Annotated in this window: 12 protein-coding genes and 1 tRNA gene; 4 read left to right on the top strand and 9 right to left on the bottom strand. The window is 71.2% G+C overall.

Features of this window, described 5'->3' with window-relative positions:
• Positions 1–64: 64 nt before the first annotated feature.
• The 3 genes from VKH46_09820 to smc form a co-directional block, all read right to left on the bottom strand.
• Positions 65–1885, bottom strand: a complete 1821-nt coding sequence (locus VKH46_09820) for a hypothetical protein (GenBank protein ID HKB71129.1) — start codon at positions 1883–1885, stop codon at positions 65–67.
• 28 nt (positions 1886–1913) lie between these two features.
• Positions 1914–1989, bottom strand: a tRNA-Thr gene (locus VKH46_09815).
• Between the two features lie 356 nt (positions 1990–2345).
• On the bottom strand, positions 2346–5858 hold the full coding sequence (gene smc / locus VKH46_09810; GenBank protein ID HKB71128.1) for a chromosome segregation protein SMC: 3513 nt from the start codon (positions 5856–5858) through the stop codon (positions 2346–2348).
• Between the two features lie 204 nt (positions 5859–6062).
• On the opposite strand from smc, the gene VKH46_09805 reads away from it, so the two are divergent.
• The gene (locus VKH46_09805) at positions 6063–7865 is read left to right on the top strand and encodes a sigma 54-interacting transcriptional regulator (GenBank protein HKB71127.1); all 1803 of its coding nucleotides are present in this window, start codon (positions 6063–6065) and stop codon (positions 7863–7865) included.
• Positions 7866–8350: 485 nt separating this feature from the next.
• A complete protein-coding gene (locus tag VKH46_09800) occupies positions 8351–9685 on the top strand; it encodes a HAMP domain-containing sensor histidine kinase (GenBank protein ID HKB71126.1) in 1335 nt (444 codons plus the stop codon).
• A gap of 231 nt (positions 9686–9916) precedes the next feature.
• On the opposite strand, the gene VKH46_09795 is transcribed toward VKH46_09800, so the two are convergent.
• From VKH46_09795 to VKH46_09785, 3 genes are read right to left on the bottom strand one after another with little or no spacing between them, the layout of a single operon-like run.
• Complete coding sequence (locus VKH46_09795; protein ID HKB71125.1) at positions 9917–10384, bottom strand: thioesterase family protein; 468 nt, start codon at positions 10382–10384, stop codon at positions 9917–9919.
• Positions 10381–11475: a beta-ketoacyl synthase N-terminal-like domain-containing protein gene (locus VKH46_09790; GenBank protein HKB71124.1), complete on the bottom strand. Its 1095-nt coding sequence runs from the start codon at positions 11473–11475 to the stop codon at positions 10381–10383. The genes VKH46_09795 and VKH46_09790 overlap by 4 nt, the downstream gene beginning before the upstream one ends.
• On the bottom strand, positions 11472–12698 hold the full coding sequence (locus tag VKH46_09785; GenBank protein ID HKB71123.1) for a beta-ketoacyl-[acyl-carrier-protein] synthase family protein: 1227 nt from the start codon (positions 12696–12698) through the stop codon (positions 11472–11474). The genes VKH46_09790 and VKH46_09785 overlap by 4 nt, the downstream gene beginning before the upstream one ends.
• 27 nt (positions 12699–12725) lie before the next feature.
• On the opposite strand from VKH46_09785, the gene VKH46_09780 reads away from it, so the two are divergent.
• Entirely contained in the window at positions 12726–13163 is a 438-nt protein-coding gene (locus VKH46_09780) for a dCMP deaminase family protein (GenBank protein HKB71122.1), read from the top strand.
• 13 nt (positions 13164–13176) lie between these two features.
• Here VKH46_09780 and VKH46_09775 read toward each other — a convergent pair whose 3' ends face one another.
• Genes VKH46_09775 through VKH46_09765 form a run of 3 tightly spaced genes read right to left on the bottom strand, consistent with a single transcriptional unit; the run spans position 13177 to position 16783 of the window.
• Positions 13177–13851, bottom strand: a complete 675-nt coding sequence (locus tag VKH46_09775; protein HKB71121.1) for a response regulator — start codon at positions 13849–13851, stop codon at positions 13177–13179.
• On the bottom strand, positions 13848–14807 hold the full coding sequence (locus tag VKH46_09770) for a hypothetical protein (protein ID HKB71120.1): 960 nt from the start codon (positions 14805–14807) through the stop codon (positions 13848–13850). The genes VKH46_09775 and VKH46_09770 overlap by 4 nt, the downstream gene beginning before the upstream one ends.
• Positions 14804–16783 (bottom strand): M1 family metallopeptidase, encoded by a 1980-nt coding sequence (locus tag VKH46_09765; protein ID HKB71119.1) that lies wholly within the window; start codon positions 16781–16783, stop codon positions 14804–14806. The genes VKH46_09770 and VKH46_09765 overlap by 4 nt, the downstream gene beginning before the upstream one ends.
• Before the next feature lie 62 nt (positions 16784–16845).
• Here VKH46_09765 and ligA point away from each other — a divergent pair.
• A partial coding sequence (gene ligA, locus VKH46_09760; protein HKB71118.1) for an NAD-dependent DNA ligase LigA occupies positions 16846–18006 on the top strand: 1161 nt, incomplete at its 3' end.

The raw sequence follows: 18006 nt of genomic DNA, 5'->3' as shown, positions 1-18006 counted from the left end.
AAGAGCGATGCCGGCTCGTAAGACGAGGCCCCCGAGAGGCTTCGCGTGCGATCGGGACGGGACACTAGCGCGGGAGCGCGTCGAGGAACCGGCGGAACGCGGCGAGGCGGATCGGCTGCGGAAAGACGCGCTGGCATCCCCGCTCGGTCGCGCGCGCCGCCTCGATCGACCCCCGCATGGCCTCGAGCCTCGCGATCATGTGGCACGGCGCCTCGAGCTCGGGGTTCCTCGCGAGCGCGGCGCGAGCCTGGCTTTCCGCCTCCGCGAGGTCGTTGCGCCGCCGGGCCTCCTCGGCCAGGCGCACGTGGAGCCCGGCGGAGTCGCGTTCGGGAAGCGGCGGAAACGCCCGGCCGGACCGGCCGAGGAGATTGCCGGCGGCGTCCTGAAAGAGAAGGCGCCATCGGCCCGAAGCGACGAGCTCCCGGGCGACCTCGGGGTCGCGGCGCGGCCAGAGGACGAGCTCGGCCTCGGATCCGTCGACGACGGAGCGCCACGACGGCTCGCGGCCGAGCACCGCCAGGTACCGGCGGTAGGTCTCCTCGTCGTAAACGGTATCGGCGCGTCCGTCGATGAAGGGGCGAAGCCGGCCGCCGGAGCGCCAGATCAGGTAGCCCCCCCAGTTGTAGTAAGCGAAGACGTCCGCCGTGACGCCGGCCTCCGCCAGGGCGTCCGCGGCATCGACGGGAAATGCCTCCCTATCGACGAGATGGGGAAACGCGCGGGATGAAAGGGGATACCGCGCGAGCCGGATGACCCCGAACGTGAAGGCGGCCGCCGCCAGAGCGGCCCCCGCGAAACGTCGGCGCCGATCGGGAAGCCGGCCGGCGATCGGAGCGCCGCCGAGATCGAATGCGGCCGCGATCAGCATCGCCTCCGACATCCCGAAGAGCGGAACGAAGCGGCGGCTGCGGAGCGCCATCGCGAGCGTCACGGCCGAAAGGACGAGCCCGGCGGCCGCGAAGAGCCGCTCGCCGCCGCCACGCCAGAGACGGGGAAGGGCCGCGGCCGCCGAGAGGACGAAGAGGACGATCGCCGCCGGCAGCAGCGGGGAGTCGATCCCGCCGGGCCGGAACGGGGGAAGCCATTCCCCGATCTGCCGGAACGCCGAGCCGCGGTCGAACGCATACCGGAGCGGATACTTCCAGGCCGCCAGGCCGTTGGGATTGACGAGCGAGGCCGCGGCGCTGAGGAGCGCGAGCGCGGATTCGCGCGCGAAGACGCGTCGGGCGCCCTCCGTTGCCTTCCGGGCCCACGCCCGCAGGAGCGCGAATAGCGCGAGCGCCGCGAGACCGAAGAAGAAGCCTCCGTGCAGGTTGGCCCAGACGAGGAACAGGAGGGGGAGCGCGGCCGGGAGCGGGGCGGCCCGGAGGCCCGCCGCGAGCACGGCGGCATAGCCGAGCAGGGAAAACAGATGCGGGCGGATGTCGAGGAACGGCGACGCGAGCGCGGCCGCGAAAGCGGCCGAAAGGAACGCCGCGGTCTCGCTGCGCCCGGCGCGCACGATGACCCGATCCAGGAGAAGGTAGGCCGCGACGACGAGCGCCCATTTCACCCAGACGAGCGCGGGAACTCCCGCGATCCGCGTCCAGAGGTCGAAGAGGACGTCGGCGAGCCATTCGTGGTGCAGCCAGGGCTTCCCGGCGCGCGTGAAGGAGAACGGATCCCGGAGTGGAAACGCGCGATGGTCGACGATCCAGCGCCCCGCGGCGAGATGCCACCAGGTGTCCGATCCCATGACGATCGCGAACCCGAAGGACCAGGCCGTGGCCACGGCGGCGCCGGCCCAGAGGAGGCGGACGGCGCGGTCGGCCGCCGGGGAGGAGGCTTCCGGCCGCGGCGGCGCGGATTCCGCCCGGGTCTTCGCGCGCGCTCGCTTCCGGCTCAACGGCGCGGAGTATGGCACGGGAAAAGATTGGAGCCGATGACCGGACTTGAACCGGTGACCTGCGGTTTACGAAACCGCTGCTCTACCAACTGAGCTACATCGGCCCGGGCCGAGAAGAGGGGGGATTATAGCGGCGGGGTGGGTCGGAGGCAATGCGAGCCGCTCGGCCCATTTCAGAGAATCGGCCGAGGCGCCCAGCGCCGCCTCCTCCAGAGACCCCGGGCGAGCGTCTGCCCCGCGTTTGCGGTCTATCGTGGCGAGCGGATGCCCGGCCGATCCCGCGCCGGACGCTTGAGCGAGGCGCAGGGAGGGAATGTTCTCAGATTTCGTGTGAGCGCCGAGCGCTGAAGGTGCCGTTCGGAGCGATGCCACCGTCATGCGGCACCGGCGTTCGGCGCGGGATCGGCCGGGCATACTCCGCTCGCCACCTCCGTCCCGCGAACTCGCGGCGGCGCGAGCCTCAGTCGAACTTGACGGAGACGATCTTCGAGCAGCCCGGCTCTTCCATGGTGACCCCGTAGAGCGCGTCGGCGCTCTCCATGGTCCGCTTGTTGTGCGTCATCGCGATGAACTGCGTCTCCTCGCTCATCTCCCGGATGAGCTGCGCGAAGCGGTCGATGTTCGCGTCGTCGAGCGGCGCGTCGACCTCGTCGAGGATACAGAAGGGGGAGGGCTTGTACTTGAAGATTCCCATCAGCAGCGCGATGGCGGTCATCGCCTTCTCGCCGCCCGAAAGGAGCAGGATCGACTGGTTGCGCTTGCCCGGCGGCTGCGCGGTGATCTCGATCCCCGAGTCGAGGAGATCGTTCTCGTCGAGGAGCCGCATCTGCGCGGAACCGCCGCGGAAGAGCCGCTGGAAGAGCTCCGCGAAATGCGTGTTAATCGCCGCGAACGCCTCCGCGAACCGCTCCGAAGACGTCGCGTTGATCTTCCGGATCGTGTCCATGAGCGAGGCGATCGAGGTCTCGAGATCGGCCTTCTGGGTCGTCAGGAACGTGAGCCGTTCGCTCTGCTCCCGGTATTCCTCGAACGCGAGCACGTTGACGGGTCCCATCTTCTCGATCTGGTCGGCGAGCTCGGCGGCCTCCGTTTCGAGCGCGCCGCGCGCTTCCGCGTCGACGCCCGGGTCGGGCGGCAGCGCCTCGGGGGAGACTCCGAACTCCCGCCCCGTCGACTCGACGGCATGCTGGAGATCCGACGAAACGCGCGAAAACAGGATCTCGGCGTCGAAGCGCTTCTGGCGCGCGTCGTCGAAGATCGCGCGCACCCGGCGGACGGCGTCCTCGGCGTCGGCGGCGGCGACGGAGAGACGGTCGGACTCGATCGAGGCGGCTTCCGCCGTCCGCGCGGAAGCCTCCCGCGCGAGCACGTTGACGTCGCGGCGGGTCCGCGCCTGCTCCGCTTCCCGGCGGGCGGTCTCCTGCCGTGCCGCCAGCGCCTCGGATTCGCGGTCCCACTCGTTGCGCCGCCGCTGCGCGACCTCCTCGTGAGCGGCGAGCGCCAGGCTCTCGCGCTCGACGGACGCGAGCCGCTCGCGCGCGCCCTCGAGCGACTCGCGCGCCGCGGCTTCGCTCTCGAGCGAGCTCGCGATCTCCGGACGGGCCGCGGCGAGCTCGGCGGCGGCCGCCTCGATCCGTGACCGGATCTCCGCCTCGGCGACTTCGAGGGCGCGCTCGCGCTCCGTGGTCTCGGCGCGGCGCGCCGAAAGCCCCGCCGCCTCGGACGCGAGGATCTCGTCCTCGGCGCGGAGCGTCTCGATTTCCTGGAGCTTTCGGGCGCGGTCGTCGCGCCGCTCCGCGAGCCGCGCCGAATGCGCGGCGAGCGAGGACTCCGCGGCGCGCCGGACGTCGGCGAGGGTCGCCACCTCTCCTTCGAGCGCGGCGCGCCGTTCGCGCTCCCGCGCGAGGTTCTCCTCGCAACACGCGAGCGACGCCTCTCGGTCGGCGCGCGCCCGGCGGGCTTCCTCGATCTCCCGGTGGAGCGAGAGGAGTCCCGCCTGCTCCGGGCGCGGGGAAGGTACCCGGAGAAGCGCGCCGCGAGCGATCTCGCCCGACCGGGCGGCGTGCAACAGTCCCGGGTTCCGGCGCGCCCCGTCGGCCGCCTCTTCGGCCGTCTCGACGAACACGGCGGCGGGAAGGGCGGAGCGAAGGGCGGGCGAGAGGTCCGCGAAATTCTCGAGGACACGCTGCCATTCCGAAGAGCCTGCGGGAGCCGGCCATTCTTCTCCGACGACGGCGCCGCCGACTCCCTCCTCGCGCAGGCGGCGGGCCGCTTCTTCGGGTGCGCCGGCGACGAGGACCGCGGCGAGCTCCGCCGACGCGAGCCGATCGATGACCCCCTCCCATCCGGGACGGGCGACGAGGCGGGCCGCCAGGAGGCCGCGCGATGCGATACCGCGCCGGTCGAGCGCCTGCGCGACGCGGTCCGCCCTGCGCTCCCGGTCCTCGCGGGCGTGCTCGAGGGCCTCCGCGCGCTGCTCGAGGACCGCGATCTCTTCCCGGGCGCGGCCGCGCTCCTCCTCGAGCGACGCGACCCGCGCGGCGGTCTCCCGCAGGCGGGCCTCGGTCTCCTCGAAGGCCGCGGCGGCGGCGCGGGCCGACTCCGCCCTCTCGCGCTCGTCCGATTCCGCCGCGGCGAGCTCCCCGTCGAGCGCGGCCACGGCCGCTTCGAGACGTCCCGCGGCTTCGCCGAGGCGGCTCCTCGCCGCCGCGGTCCGCTCGAGCGCGAGGTCGATCTCGTGCCGGGCGTTCCTCGCCTGCGCACGCTCGGCGGTCGCCCCGGCGAGCTCCTGACGCGCGGCGTCGAGCCCGCCCTCGATCGCGGCCATGCGCTCCTCGGCGACGCGCCGCCGTTGCGACGCCGTGCGCTTCCCGATCTCCGCGGAATCGAACTCGGCGCGGCGGGCGCCCCGCTCCTCCTCGAGACGCCGGCGCGTCTCGGAGCGCGCCGCCGATTCCCGCGCGAGCTGATCCGAGTCGCGCGCGACGGCTTCTCGCCGCGCCGCGATCTCGATCTCGGCCCGCCGGGCCGCTTCGATCGCGGCGTCGTCGCGCTCGACCGCGGACGTGATCGCGGCGAGCTCTTCGCGCGCCTGCTCCCGGCGGGCGCGGGCGTCGATCGCCAGCCGGCGCGATTCCGCCTCCGCCGCTTCGCACGCGGCGAGGTCGGCGGCCGCGGCCGCCTCCTCGTCCCGCCGTTCGGCGAGCGCGGCCGACGCCTGGCGCGACTCCTCGGAAAGCGCGTCGAATGTCAGACGCGCGAGCAGAAGCCGTTTCTCCCGGAGCAGCTCCGTGCGCTCCTTGTACCGCTCCGCCTTCGATGCCTGGCGCTTGAGCGACGCGCACGCGCGGTCCACCTCGGAGACGATGTCGGAGAGGCGCGTGAGGTTGGCGCGGGTCTCCTCGAGCTTGAGCTCGGCCGCGCGCTTGCGCGCCTTGTACTTCGTGATCCCAGCCGCCTCTTCGATCAGCTTTCGGCGATCCTGCGGCTTCGAGGAGAGGACCTGGTCGATCTTTCCCTGCTCGATGATCGAGTACGCCCGGACGCCGAGCCCGGTGCCGAAGATCACGTCCTGCACGTCCTTCAGGCGGACGCGCTTCCCGTTCAGGAAATACTCTCCCTCGCCGTCGCGGTACACGCGGCGGCCGATCGCGACGCGGCCGTCGGTCTCCGGGAAGTCGCCGTTCCTCGACTTGAGCGTCAGCGTGACCTCGGCCATTCCGAGCGGCCGCCGTTTCCCCGATCCGTTGAAGATCACGTCGTCCATCTTTTCGCCGCGCAGCACGCGCGCGCTCTGCTCGCCCAGCGCCCAGGCGACCGCGTCGCAGATGTTGGACTTCCCGCAGCCGTTGGGCCCGATCACCGCGGTGATGGCGCCGGGGAAGGTCAACTGGGCCGACTCGTTGAACGACTTGAACCCGGAGATCTCCAGACGCTCCAAGTGGAACATGAGAGGGAGATTAGCAGAGGTCACGGCCGAATTCCACTATATCTAGTAGCACGGACGGTCGGGCGCACAACCCCAAGTATCCGGCCAGTCTTTGGGCAATCGTCGCCCCCGTTTGCGTTTTTGGCCGCACTGCCCTATCTTTGTCCTCTCAAAGGCAATGCCGACCCGGGGTCCGCGACCGGTGGACTTGCAGATTATGCGTGAGGGGAAGGATCGAGAATGTTGAGCTTGGAAGTCCGCAAAAAGACCGGCGAAGCGGAAGTTCGGCGCGTCACGGGTCCTCTGGTGACCATCGGCGCGTCATCGGGTAACCAGGTGGTCGTCCGGGCGCGCGGCGTCTCCGGGCGGCACGCGCGGATTGTCGAAAAAGACAGCGGTTACTTTTTGGACGTTTTCCGGGGCGTCGAGCCGGTCTTGGTCAACGGGAAGGAGACGCTCGGCGGGCCGCTCGGCATCGGGGACCGGATAACGATCGGCGAGGCGGCGATCACCCTCCTGGCCGGCCGCCCGGCCGGAAGGATCACGCCCGTCGCGGAAACGGAGACGGCTTCGGAATCCGAGGCCGTGCCGGCTTCGTCCCGGCAGACCGCCCAGGTGCCGACCGCGGCGCCGGCGGGCTTCTCCGAGACCGAATATCGCGGGCTGCGCCTCGACATTTTCCGGCGGCTCAAGCGCGAGACCGACATCGAGAGCGCGGCCCGAGAGGTCGCGAGATTTCTCTCCGAGGAGCTCGGCCCCGAGGAATGGGCCGTCGGGATCCTCGAGCCGGACGGCGCTTTCCGGCGCCTCGCCTCCACTTTCCGGGAGGCGTTCGAGTTCCCCGTCCGCATCGCCGAAGACCTGCGGCGCGCGATGGGACCCGTGCGGATCGACCAGGAGGGAGGCCCGCTCGCCGTCTTTGCGTCGCCCGGCAAGAGCGCGGACCGGAAAGTGGTCCTCGCCGCGCGCGAGACGCTCCGCCTACCGCCGCGCGCCGCCGCGTTCGTCGAGGAAGTCGCGCAGCTCGCCGATCTCGCCTGGTCCTCGGTCGGCGTCCCCGCCGGGGAGCCGGCGCCGACGCCCGCGCCTTCCCTCGAGCCTCCCCGGGAAGTCGAGATCGTCGCGGCCTCCGACGTGATGCGCCGGCTCATGCTCGATCTCCCGCGCATCGCCCGGTCGAAGGCGCCGGTGCTCATCTCCGGCGAGGTGGGGACGGGCAAGGACCTGATCGCGGCGGCGATCCACCGACAGAGCGACGCGGCTCCCGGCCCCTTCGTCGTCGTCGACTGCTCGTCGATGAACCGACTCGAAGAGGAGATTTTCGGGCGACCCGCGGCCGCGAGGGGAGACCGGCGCCGCGGCGGCCGGATCGAAGACGCCGCGGGCGGAACGCTCGTACTCAACGAGGTCGGCTACCTTCCGCAGGGCGCGCAGTCGCGGCTCCTCGACACGATGACGGCGCTCGCCTCGGAGGAGGGCACGCGCGGACGGATCCGCTGGATCGCGACGACCTCGAGCAACCTCCTCCCGGCCGTCGAGAGCGGCGGGTTTCGCCGCGACCTCTACTTTCGCCTCGCCGTGCTCACCGTCCGGCTTCCGTCGCTCGCGGAGGTTCGCGAGGACATCCCGGCGCTCTTCGAGCATTTCGCGCGGCAGCACGCCCCGGCCGGCCTGGGGTCGATCGAGCCCGACGCGTTGAACGCGCTCCTCACCTACCGGTATCCGGGCAACGCGCGCGAGCTCGAGAACGAAGTGATCCGGCTCGCGGCGATCTCGGGTCCCCACGATCCGATCGTCCTCGAGCGGCTCGACCCGAAGTTCCGCGAAGCGGAGGCCGGTCTCGTGTTGCACGAAGTCGACGACCTGAAGAAGATCGTCGAGTCAGTCGAGCGGCAGGTGATCGACCGCGTCATGAGGAAGGTCGAAGGGAACCAGAGCAAGGGCGCCGAGCTCCTGAACATCTCGCGCGGTTCACTGATCGCGAAGATGGCGGAGTTCGGGATTCGGGATTACCGGTATCTGCGCCGCGAGCGCAAACGCAATACCGCATAGCCGGCGACGCGAGGCATCCCGTCGCGGGAGCTGGCTCGGGGGGACGGAGCGCGTGGCGGCTTGCGCGGCTCGTCGAACGAGGGCGCTCTTATCGCCGCCCGGGCTTTGTCATTCCCGCGGAAGCGGGAAGCCCGGTCTTTTCGGAAAGGCCGAATCCCCGCTTCCGCGGGGACGACCGCGCCGCCGTCACCCCGCAACGCGCTCGCTCCCGCATCGCGGAGCTTTCGCCTTGGTGGCTCGCGCACTGGCGTTCGCGGCGATCGGCGCGCTCAGCGCTGGATACCCTTCGGCGAAGGCTTCCCCGCGATGCGAAGGGCCCGGGGAGAAGCCCTGAATCCACGGGTTGCCCTGGTCGCCTCGATTTGCATTGTCCGGGCTCGAACCGGCATCGATGGACCGACCCCGGGAAGAGCTTCGAATCCGGTGCGCCGGTAATCCGATGGCCGTGACGAGACTCGTTCGCGCCAACCCTCTATGATTCCCGCGTGAACGCCCAACGCGGGTTCGCCCGACGTCTCCTCGCCGTCGCCGTCGTTTCGGGGGCGCTCTTCCTCCTCGTCGTCGGGCTCTTCTCGCTCCTGATCTTCCGGTCGCTCTCGTCGCGGCTGACCGAGTCGGTCCTCGCGGAATCGCGCGCCGACGCCGAGTCGATCGCCCGGCGGCTCGCGAAAGGAAACGCCCCTCCGCTCCGCGTTTCGGAGACGACCCGGGCGACGGATCTCTACCTCCATTCCGTGCTCCAGGAGAAGCGGACGGTCGAATACATCACGGTGACCGACCGCGAAGGCCGGCGGCTCTTCGAGGGAAGGGCCGAGGGACGCCGGACGTTCGTCGACGAGCCTCCCACGCCGGCGCTCGACCTTCCCGACGGGACCGGCCGACGCTCGACGCAGACGTCGAGGGACTACGACATCGCGGTCCCGATCGAGAACATCGGGTTCCTCCACGTCGGCGTCTCCAAGGACGCGGTCGCTTCGCGGCTCGAGACGCTGCGCGCCGGCCTCGCGCGAAAGACGGCATTCGCCGCGCTGGCGGCGCTCGCCGCGCTCGCCGCCACCGACGTGTTCGTCTGGCGTCTGCTCGAGCGCAACCGGCGCCTGGAGGAGGCGCGGCTCGAGGATCGCCGCCTTTCCGAGCTCGGTACCGTCGCGGCGGGCCTGGCGCACGAGATCCGGAACCCCCTTCACTCCCTCGGACTCACGCTCCAGAACCTCGAGGAACGGTTCCCGTTCGAGGAAGAGCGGTTCGCGGGCGCCCGCTCGGAGGTGCGGCGGCTCGATCGGCTCGTCTCCGACTTCCTTCTGTACGCGCGGCCCCTGCCGCTCCACGCCGAGGAGATCGCGCTGCCCGCGTTTCTGCGGGAGGCCTGCGCCCTCGCGTCGATGGAAGGGAGACAGAAGGGCGTCGCCGTCGAGCTCGGGCCCGTCGCCGACGCCACCGTGCGGTGGGACGCGGGAAAGATGCGGCAGGTCCTCTGGAACGTCCTGCGAAACGGGATCGAAGCGTGCGCCGGCGTTCCCCCGGAGCGCCGGCGAGTGCTCCTCGAAGGCGCCGAGGAGGAGGGCGGGACCGTGATCGTGCGGGTGCGCGACGAGGGGGAAGGGATCCCCGCGGCGGTTCTCGCGGAAATCCCCGCGCTCTTCCGCACGACGCGCAAGGGAGGCACCGGCCTGGGCCTCATGGTCGCGAGCCGGATCGTGAAGGAGCACGGCGGGACACTCGTGATCGATTCGCGCGAAGGCGCCGGGACGAACGTCCGGATCACGCTCCCGCGCGAGGCCCCCGTCGCGGGAGCGGGCCCGGGGACCGTGAGCGCGTGACGGCTTGCGGGTCCCTCCCGCCTTCGCCCGGGCTTCCTCCTTCGCTCTTCGAGCTTCGGCGGGACGAGTCGGCGCGGCTCGGTCGCGCCGCGAAAAGCACCGGTCGGCGCCGACCACTTCGGCAGCGATTTCCCCGACATTCGACGAGTCGCCGGTCCGTTCGTCAGGGAGTTCAGAAGGCTACCGAGAGGGAGATCGAAGCTCGTCGCGTGAGCGACCTCCTCCGGTTGCTCAAAAATCGCGCGCCGCGGCGTCGTCCTGTCCGGCCAGGATCGCCGCGGCGAGGTCGCGGAACGGGCGGGGAAGAGAGACCAGCAGCTCGCCGTCGAGACGCGTGACGACCTGCTCGGTCGTCGCGGACGTGAGGCGCCCGCCCGCGTCGTCGCAAATCTCGTAGTCGAACACGAGGCGGGCGACCTCGGGGGGACGCAGGCGTCCGGTGATCGCGAGCTTCGTCCCGAACCGCGCCGGAGCGTGATAGGCGATCTCCATTCTCGTGACCGGGATCAGGTATCCCGCTTCGCGCGCCGTCAGGACGCTCCAGTCGAAGCGGGCGCAGACGGCGTTGCGCAGCTCCTCCAGGTACACGGCGTACCGGCCGTGCCAGACGACGCCGTAGAGGTCGCATTCCGAGAAGCGCACGGGGAGACGCAGCCGGAATCCGCGCAGCGGAGGGGAGCCGGCGCGCCGGACGCTCACGGCTTCTCCAGTACGGCGGAAAGGAAGTTCCCCCCGGCCCCGAAGGAATTGACGAGCACGGTCGAGGCGGTGCCGTCGGCGAGCTCCCACGTCGCGGCGACGAGCTGCGCGCCTCCGGCGGCGGCCATCTCGCCGACCGCATCCTTGACGGCGATCCGGCGGGCGGGGGCGCCGACGAGCCGGTCGACGACGCGGCATTCCATCGCGTCGAGCCCCGGGCGGCCGTTGCGGGACAGCAGGACGAGGTCGACCGCGGCCGCGCGCGCGCCGGCGCGATCGAGCGCGCCGCGCATCGCCGACTCCGCCGCACCCTCGTCCTCCGCGTACGCATACGGCGCGCACGGGGATCCGGCGAACGCGTAGCCGGTGAAGCGGGCGAGGACGCGCGCCCCGCGGGCCCGCGCGACATCCTCGCTCTCGAGGAAGAGGACGAAACACCCTTCTCCCTGTGCGATCCCCGCTGGAAACCGGGGGCCGCGCAGCGCGTGCATCTGGTCCATCGCCGAGGAATACCACGCGTTCCACTCGTCGACGCCGCCGGCGATCATCGCTTCCGCGCGGCCGTCCTCGATGCAGCCGGCCGCGTAGATCGCGGCGTTGAGCGCCGACGGGTCCTTCTGGGTGATCGTGACGTTCGGGCCGAGGAACTTCAGCTCGAGCGAGACCTGGGAGGCGGGAGCGTTGGCGATCGTGTTCGGAAAATGGAACGGCGGCGCCGCTTCCGGCGACTCCGTCAGGAGCACGCGGATGAACTCCGTGAGCGCCCCCGAACCCGCCGAACCGGTCCCGAGAGCGATGCCGGCGCGGTCCGGGCGCTCCGCCAGCGGGAAGCCGCTCTGCCGCGCCGCCTCGAGGCTCGCCACGACGGCGTACTGCGAGCCTCGGTCGAGCCGCCGCGCCTTCATGGCGGCGATCTCCGGCTGCGCGGTCCAGGCGTCGATCCGTGCGACGAATCCCGCCTGGCCGGCGCCCCGCTCCTCGTCGGTCATCGGGCGCACCGCCGACTCGCCCGCGCGGAGCCGCCGCAGGAACGTGGGCGTGTCCCGGCCGAGGGCCGAAACGGCGCCGGTTCCGGTGACGACGGCGGTCAAGCGGCGCGACCGGGCTCGAACGCCGAGAAGGCGACGACCGCGCTGTTGCCGCCGAACGCGAACGAGCTCGAGAGGACCGCGCCGATCGCGACGGGCCGCGCGCCCTCGGTGACGAAGTCGAGGTCGCAGGCCGGGTCCGGGTCCTCGAGGTGGATCGTCGGCGGAGCGACCTGATCGCGCAGAGCGAGCACCGAGATCACGCCCTCGATCCCGCCGGCGGCGCAGAGCGCGTGCCCGATCATCGACTTCGTCGAGGAGACGGGGATCGTCCGGGCGCGGTCGCCGAGCGCCGCCTTCATCGCGTTCGTCTCGGCCGAGTCGTTGGCCGGCGTCGCCGTCCCGTGGGCGTTCACGTAGTCGACGTCCTCCGCGTTCAGGCGCGCGGAGGCGAGCGCGGCCGCGATCGTCCGCGCCCCGGCCCGTCCGGAGGGCTCCGGCGCGGTCATGTGGTACGCGTCCGACGTGGCGCCGTATCCCCGGAACTCCGCGAGGATCGGCGCTCCCCGCCGGCGCGCTCGTCCGGCCTCCTCGAAGACGAGGATCCCGGCGGCCTCGCCGATCGAAAGCCCCTTGCGGTTCCGGTCGAAGGGGCGGCACGGGTCCGGGTCCACCGACCGGAGCGAGTTGAAACCGCCGTACGTGAGGCGGGCGAGGACGTCGGAACCGCCGGTCAGGACGACGTCCGCGAGCCCCTGCCGGATCGCGTCGAAGGCATAGCCCATCGAGACGGCGGAGGAGGAGCAGGCGGTCGTGATCGTCGACTTGATCCCGCGCAGACCGAAGAACTCCGAGAGACGGTCGGTGATCGCGTCGGGTTGGTGGTTCAGGAACCGGCTCGGCCGCGCGATCTTTCCCGACAGCATCCGCTCGAAGTTCGCCTCCGAGTCCATGAGGCCGGAGACGCCGCCCCCGAGGATGACCCCGATCCGCGACGGGTCCTCGCGGCCGAGGTCGAGACCGGAGCTCTCGATCGCTTCGCGCGCGGCGACGATTCCGATGCGGTCCGCGCGCGACATGCGGCGCCGGCGCGACGGGTCGATGAAGTCGTCGGCGATCTCGTCGATCTGGGCGGCGGTCTGCGTGCGGTACGCGGCCGGGTCGAAGAGGGTCAGCCGGCGGATCCCGCATTCCCCCGCGAGGAGGCCCCGCCACGTCGACGCGACGCTCCCGCCGAGGGAAGTCACGGCGCCCAGGCCGGTGACGACGACGCGGCGATCCGACATATGATGGATCATAACCGAGAGATCCGGATGACCACGCGAGTCGACTGGCACACCTATTTCATGAACATCGCCCGCCAGGCGGCGACGCGCTCGACCTGCCCGCGCAAGCACGTCGGCGCGGTGATCGTGCGGGACAAGACGATCCTCTCGACCGGCTACAACGGCTCGCTTCCCGGGCTTCCGCATTGCGAGGACGTCGGCTGCATGATGGAGGACGGGCACTGCGTGGCGACGGTGCACGCCGAGGCGAACGCGGTCCTGCAGGCGGCGAAGAACGGCGTCGCGATCGCGGGAGGCGAGCTCTACACGACGGCGTCCCCTTGCTGGCCCTGCTTCAAGCTGCTCGCGACGTCGGGGATCCGGCGGATCTACTACGGGGAGTTCTACCGGGACCAGCGCTCGCTCGAGGTGGCGAAACAGGCCGGGGTCGAGCTCGTCTCGCTCGAGACCGAGCCCGCGGCCTGATCCGCGGCGAGGCTCACTCGCCGGCGGCCAGATGGCGCTCGAGCGCCGTTCGCCCGGCGAGCGTCGTGCGGAAGAACCGGCATCCCATCCCCGACCGCGGGGCCGCCTCCCAGCGAACCACGATCGCCTCGCCGACGAACATCCGCTCCTCGCCCGCGTCCGGCTCGGGGAGCGGGAAGGCGATCGCCAGGCGCGAGCCGATCGACTGCGGGCGCCGGCACTCGACGAAGAATCCCGTTCGGGAGACGTCGAGCATGCGGCCCGAATGGGAGGACCCCTCCCGCCAGAAGGTGACCGGCCATTCGACGGAAAGCCGCTTCTCGCCGCGCGCCTGGAGGCGAAGAAAGGCCTCGAGCGTGCCGAGAAGCGTGGGCTCGTCGACGGGCTTGCCCAGGAACTGGTCGGCGCCGCACTTCATCGCGAATTCCCGGCGCCCGTGCGACGAGACGAGCACGACCGGGACGCGGCGGCGCTCCGGATCGGCCTTGAGCAGCCGGCAGACCTCGCCGCCGTTCATCCCGGGCATCTCGATATCGAGGTAGACCAGGTCCGGCTTCTCCTCGCGGGCGAGGCGGAGCGCCGCGATCCCGTCCTCGGCGCGCACGAGCCGGCAATCGGCGCGCTGGAGGATCACCTCGAGGAGGTCGAGATGCGCCGGAAGGTCGTCGGCGATCAGGATGGTCTTCACGGGGCGGTCTCGGCGGCAACCGCGGCCGGTTCCGCGCGCCGGAGGATGGTCTCCCGGATCGCGGCGTAGTAGCCGACCTTCAGCACCGCCCGGAGGAAGACGAAGACCTGCTGGGCCGCGACGAGAAGGACCACCCCCCCCGTCGTCGTCGCCGCCGAGCTCACGTTCAGGCGCGACCAGAGGAAGTACAGGACCCCGGTCGATCCGGCCCAGAGGACCAGTGTGGCGAGGATCGGGACGAGCCGGCCGAGCGCGGAGCCGACGCCGACGAGGTAGCGCGTCACCGGCGGGAGGTCGGGACGCTCGACGAGGGCGACGCGGATCGCGTCGGCCGCCACCTTCACGAACGTGACGAGGACGACCAGCGCCGCGAGCCGGCCGAGCGCCACGAAGCGCTGCCCCTGCTCGGTCGCGAGGTTTCCGGTGAAGCCGGCGAGCGCCTGGCCCGACGCCCAGAACACGTAGTGATAGACCGCCGCCACGAGCGCGGCCGCGCCGAGGGTGACGATCAGGAAGGCGGGGAGGCGGCGCGCCCCCTCGCGGGCGAAAACGGTGAGGTCCGTGCCGCGGTTGGCGAGGCTTCCGAAGATCCCCCCGAGGAGGAAGGCGTGCAGCACGATCGCCAGAAGCCCCGCGCCGAGGAAGGCGGCGCCGACCCCGGCCGCGCCGTCGAACGCCGAGAACCCGCGCGTCCCCGCGGCGGAAAAGAGCGCGAGCGCGCTCTCGGGCAGCGTCCCGAGGAGGTCGGGATGCTCGCGGCGCGCGGTGTTCCACCAGAGCGCGTTCGGCGCGACGATCATCGACGAGGCGGCCGGGGAGTGGTTGAGCTCGGCGTGCAGGAAGTTCGAGATCGGCAGCGCGAGCACCGCCGCAAGGGCGCCCTGGACCAGCCATACCGCGATCGCGAAGTGGGGCCGGCGGATCGAGATCATGAGGCCGCGGCCGAAATCGCTCACCAGAGCTCCATGAAGAGATCCAGGAGGTTCTCGGTCCAGAAGAACGCGCGGGCCGTCCAGAGATTCGCCGCCGCGGCGTCGCCGCGCACCACCCATCCGTTGTTGTTCCGGTCCGCGTCGAGGAGGATCTTCTCGCGGGGGTCCACGAGCGCGCGGAGGAGCTTCGGCCCGGAATCGACGTGCAGCCGGATCCATCGCGCCTCGCCGTTCCACACGGTCTCGTACGCCTTCCCCTTCTCGAATTCGAGCCGGATCTCGACGGGCAGCGCGACGTCGCCGCGCCGTTGGACGACGACGTTCGTCTCGAAGCGGCGGGGGCGGCGCGCCGGCGCCGGCACGACCTCGGAGGACCGCCCTTCCGTCTCGATCCATCCCGCCGGCGGGTCGGCGGGACGGCTCTCCGCGCTCGCGACCGCGTAGTCGACGGTTCCCGACGTGAAGAGCTCGCGCCGGAGAAGGGAGGACCAGCCGGCGCCGGCGACGCGGTCGACGACCCCGAGGAAGTCCTCGGTCGTGGGATGCCGGAACCGGTACGCGTCGACGTAGGCGCGGAAAAGGCGGTCCATCACCGGCCGCCCGACCTGGCGCTCGAGCGTCGAAAGAGCCAGCGCGGTCTTCCCGTAGACGAGCCCGTAGCTGGCGTGTCCCTCGAACTTCCAGGAGGCCGTCAGCGGGTCGCGCGACACCGCGTCGAACGTGCGGAGCTGGGTGTCGAGCGGGGGATGGAGCGCCACCGACCGCAGGAGGATCGGGAACCCGAAGAGGGAGACGAGGGGATGGGCGTCCCCTTCGGTCTCGGCCATGAACCGCACCTCGGAATAGCGAGCGAACCCCTCGTCCAGCCACGCCTCCTCGAACTCGTTGGAGGCGAGCATTCCGTAGAAGTACTGGTGGGCGTACTCGTGCGCGACCGTCGGCTCCAGCGCCTCATACCGTTGCCAGGCGCTCTTCGGCGTGTACGCCGACGCTCCGCAGGCGATGAACGTCGGATATTCCATCCCCCACGCCTCGCGCGCGTTGGCGGGCGGATCGACCATCGTGAGGATCCCGTAGGGGTAGGGACCATACCGCTTTCCGAACACGGAGATCGCCTTCTTCGCCGCCGCGAAGTACCGCGGCGCGAGGGCCGCGTGCTCGGGCTGCGACAGCAGCGTGATCGCGACGTCGGGAAGGCCGGCCTCGTGAAACGGCTCGGTCTCCACGTCGAAGCGGGGATCGGCGGTCCACGCGAAATCGTGGACCGACTCGGCGCGAAAGTGCTCGAGGACGCGATCGCCGGGCGCCTCGCGCTCCTCGAGGAGCCGCCCCGTGCCGCCCACCTTCCCCTTGAGCCGCCGCGGAACGTCGATCGTGACGTCGTAGTCGCCGAAGTCCGCGAAGAACTCGGAGAAGGAATGGTACTGATGACAGTTCCAGCCGCGCGCTTCCCAGACGCCGACCTTCGGGAACCACTGGCCCGCGAGGACGAAGTCTCCTGCCCAGCCGGAGCGGTCGAGGACGCGGGGAAGGCGGGATACGAACTCGATCGAGAAACGCGCCGTCTCTCCGGAAGCGATCGGGGCGGGGAGGTCCACCTCCGCGACGGTCCGGTCATCCGCGTTGCCGTCGTCGGGCGCGACGAAGCGCAGGTTCGCGAGGAGGTCCTCGCCGGCCGCCGACGTCATCCGCGAGATCGCGATCGAGCCCCATTGTCCCGGCGCGACCCGGGCCGGGTCCCCCATGCGGCGCCGCTCCTTCATGTAGCTCGATCGGTTGTTCGCGAACGCGTTGAGGTAGAGGTGGAGACGGAGCGTCGAGGCGGCGCGCGGGCCCGCGTTCTTCCACGTGAGGAGCTCGGTCCCCTCGATCCGTTTTCGCGTCTCGTCGTAGCGGCAGGAGATGCGGTACGAGGCGACGGGGTCGGCGAGAGGCGCGCTGCGCGCGAGCGCCGCGGCGGCGACCGCGGCGACGGAGAGGCCCGCTGTTCTCCACCGCATCGGAAAAACTGTAGCACGGGACCGCCGTCGGGCGCGCGGAGGCGTGCGGTAGACTTCGCGCCATGGATCCCGCCCGGGCGAAAGCGCGCGCCGAGGAGCTCCGCGAAGAAATCGAGCGCCACAACCGCCTCTACTACGGAGAGAGCCGGATCGAGGTCAGCGACGCGGAGTACGACCGCCGGATGCTCGAGCTCCGCCGGCTCGAGGAGGAGTTCCCCGAGCTCGAAACGCCCGATTCGCCGACCCGCCGCGTCGGCGGGAAGGCTCCGGCGGAGGGGGACGCCGTCGTCCACGCGACGCCGATGCTTTCCCTCGACAATGCCTATTCGATCGAGGAGCTCGCCGAGTGGGACGCGCGCGCCCGGAAGCTCGCCGTCGCGGAGCCGTTCGGCTACGTCGCGGAGCTGAAGATCGACGGCCTTTCGATCGCGCTGCGGTACGAAGGCGGCCGGCTCGCCCGGGGGGCGACGCGAGGCGACGGCTTCCGCGGCGAGGACGTGACCGCCAACGTGCGGGCGATCGGCTCGATTCCCGCGGAGATCCCGGAGCGCGGGTCGATCGAGGTCCGCGGCGAGGTCTACTTCCCGCGCCGCGCGTTCGAACGCCTCAACCGGCGCCGCGAGGAGGCGGGGTTCCCGATCTTCGCGAATCCGCGCAACGCCGCGTCCGGCTCGATGCGGCTGCTCGATCCGGCGGAGACCGGGCGGAGAGGCCTCGACGCGTGGATGTATCAGATCGCGGAGCCGGAGAGCGATCCGTCGCAGGGCGCGGTGCTCGAGCGCCTCCGGGGTCTCGGGTTCCCCGTCAACCCGCACTATCGCGTCTGCGGCGACTTCGAGGAGGTCGCCGCGTTCGTCGAGGAATGGCGCGAGAAACGGCGGTCGCTCGATTTCGAGACCGACGGCGTGGTCGTCAAGGTCGACCCGCGCGCGGTCCAGAGGAAGCTCGGGCAGACGGCGAAGTCGCCGCGCTGGGCCGTGGCCTTCAAGTACCCGCCGGAAGAGGCGTTCACGGTCGTGCGGGCGATCGACGTTCAGGTCGGACGCACGGGGGTCCTCACGCCCGTCGCCCGCCTCGACCCGGTCCGGATCGGCGGGACGGTCGTCCAGCGCGCCACGCTCCACAATTACGAGGACCTGACGCGCAAAGACGTCCGGGTGGGGGACACGGTCGCCGTCGAGAAGGGGGGCGACGTGATCCCGAAGGTCACGCGCGTGCTCCTC

Source organism: Thermoanaerobaculia bacterium, from assembly GCA_035260525.1.
Lineage (GTDB): Bacteria > Acidobacteriota > Thermoanaerobaculia > UBA5066 > DATFVB01 > DATFVB01.
This window is presented reverse-complemented; position numbering and strand designations above follow the sequence as displayed.

Excerpts from the sequence above, each read along its gene's own strand:
- VKH46_09785 (HKB71123.1), bottom strand. The coding sequence starts at position 12,698 with ATGTCGGATCGCCGCGTCGTCGTCACCGGCCTGGGCGCCGTGACTTCC.
- VKH46_09780 (HKB71122.1), top strand. The coding sequence starts at position 12,726 with ATGACCACGCGAGTCGACTGGCACACCTATTTCATGAACATCGCCCGC.
- VKH46_09765 (HKB71119.1), bottom strand. The coding sequence starts at position 16,783 with ATGCGGTGGAGAACAGCGGGCCTCTCCGTCGCCGCGGTCGCCGCCGCG.